This window comes from Streptomyces sp. NPDC059900 (genome assembly GCF_050270335.1).
In the GTDB taxonomy this organism is placed as follows: Bacteria; Actinomycetota; Actinomycetes; order Streptomycetales; family Streptomycetaceae; genus Streptomyces.
This window is the reverse complement of the sequence record NZ_JBNNJZ010000933.1, coordinates 1-2,090: the sequence shown is the minus strand read 5'-3', so window position 1 is coordinate 2,090 and position 2,090 is coordinate 1. Positions and strand designations below refer to the sequence as shown.

Genomic DNA, 2,090 nt, shown 5'->3' with positions numbered 1-2,090 from the left:
ACCTTGATGTCGTTCTTCATGGCCTGCTTGAGGGCGGTGCGTCCTGCTGACCCCGGCCGACGCGACGGGGCGCAACATCGAGGCGTTCCGCAGGCACGACATCCCCTTCGTCCTGGTCGACCGGGTCGCCGAAGGCGCCACCGAGTGCTCCGTGTCCGTGGACGACGTCCTGGGCGGCGCGCTCGCGGTGCGCCATCTCGTCGACACGGGGCACCGCAGCATCGCGTACGTCAGCGGCCCGCCCGGACTCAACCAGGTCAAGGACCGCAGGCAGGGCGCGCTCCAAGCCCTTGCCGAGGCCGGTCTTCCCGCGTCGGCGCTGCGGGAGCTGCCCACCGAACGCCTGGACGTGGCCGCGGGACGCGACGCGGGCGCCCGCGTCCTGGGTCTCGCCGAGCGGCCCACGGCCGTGTTCTGCGCCAACGACCTGCTGGCCCTGGGGGTGCTCCAGGCGATGTACGCGGCCGGGGTCAGCGTCCCCGAGGACATCGCCATCGTCGGCTACGACGACATCGAGTTCGCCGCCGCGGCCGTCGTCCCGCTCACCTCGGTGCGCCAGCCCGCCATCCAGATGGGCGCGATGGCCGCGGAACTTCTTCTGGAGGAGACCGAGTCGGACGCCGACCCGCAGGGACACGATCACCGGCGCGTGGTGCTCCAGCCCGAGCTCGTGGTGCGGCGCTCCAGCCTGGCGCCCCGCTGACGACCTGCGCGGCGGGTGTGCTGAACTGGGGCGAAGCGTCCCCTTCCGCATCCGCCCAGGAGCCCTCTTGACCGCCACCGCCTCCTACCGCCAGCCCGGCGTGGTCCTCACCGACCACCGCTTCTCCGTTCCTCTTGACCACGACGGCCCGGCGGGGGAGCGGATCGAGGTCTTCGCCCGCGAGGCCGTGGCGAGCGCGCACGGGAACGCCGCGGACCTGCCGTGGCTGGTGTTCTTGCAGGGCGGCCCCGGATGCGGGGCCCACCGCTTCGCGGGCAAGGAGGCATGGCTGGGCAGGGCCCTCCAGGACTTCCGGGTGCTGCTCCTCGACCAGCGCGGAACGGGCAGCTCCACCCCGGCCACGCGCCAGACGCTGCCCCTGCGCGGCGGCCCCCGGGAGCAGGCCGACTACCTCGCGCACTTCCGCGCCGACTCCATCGTCCGCGACTGCGAGCTGATCCGGCGCGAACTGACCGGCGGCGCCCCCTGGACCGTCCTGGGCCAGAGCTTCGGCGGCTTCTGCGCGACCCACTACCTGTCGGCGGCCCCCGAGGGCCTGCACGGCGCCGTCATCACCGGCGGCCTGCCCACGCTCGACGGCCACGCCGACGACGTCTACCGCGCCGCCTACCCGCGCATGGAGCGCAAGACCGCGGCCCACTACGCCCGCTACCCGCAGGACGTCGAGCGCGCCCGGCGCATCGCCGCCCACCTCGCCGAGCACGAGCCGGTCCTGAACGGCGGCTACCGCCTCACCGTCGAGGCGTTCCAGTCCCTCGGCATGCTGCTGGGCACGAAGGACGGCAGCCACCGGCTGCACTACCTCCTGGAGGACGCCTTCGTGCGGACCCCGGCCGGGTTCGAGCTCTCCGACGCGTTCCAGGAACACGTACAGGCCCAGCTGTCGCTCAGGGACCGCCCGCTCTTCGCGCTGCTCCACGAGTCGATCTACGGCCAGGGCGAGCGGCCCACCGACTGGTCGGCACAGCGGCTGCGCGGCGAGTTCCCGCAGTTCGACCCCGGCAAGGCGCTCGCCGGGGACGCGCCGCTGCTCTTCACCGGGGAAGCCGTCCAGCGCTGGCAGTTCGACTGCGATCCCGCCCTGTCGCCGCTGCGCGAGACCGCCGACCTCCTCGCCGCACGCACCGGCTGGGCGCCCCTGTACGACACGGCGCGCCTCGCCGCGAACGAAGTGCCGGCCGCCGCCGCGATCTACCACGACGACATGTACGTGGACACCGGGCACTCCCTGCGCACCGCTCGCGCCATCCGCGGCCTGCGGACCTGGGTCACCGACGAGTACGAGCACGACGGCCTGCGGGTGGGGTCGCCGCGCGTGCTCGACCGGCTCCTGGCCCTGCTGCGGGGCGAGGTCTGAGCCCTCCGC

General features: G+C 73.7%; 1 protein-coding gene and 1 pseudogene. Both read left to right on the top strand.

All coding sequences use genetic code 11. The annotated features are described in order from the left end of the window. Positions 1-34: 34 nt before the first annotated feature. A pseudogene (locus ACQKIP_RS45880) lies at positions 35-703 on the top strand (substrate-binding domain-containing protein); the annotation flags it as partial. Between the two features lie 67 nt (positions 704-770). Next, positions 771-2,081, top strand: coding sequence for an alpha/beta fold hydrolase (locus tag ACQKIP_RS45875; protein ID WP_365865252.1), 1,311 nt, complete (start codon positions 771-773; stop codon positions 2,079-2,081). Positions 2,082-2,090 lie beyond the last annotated feature (9 nt).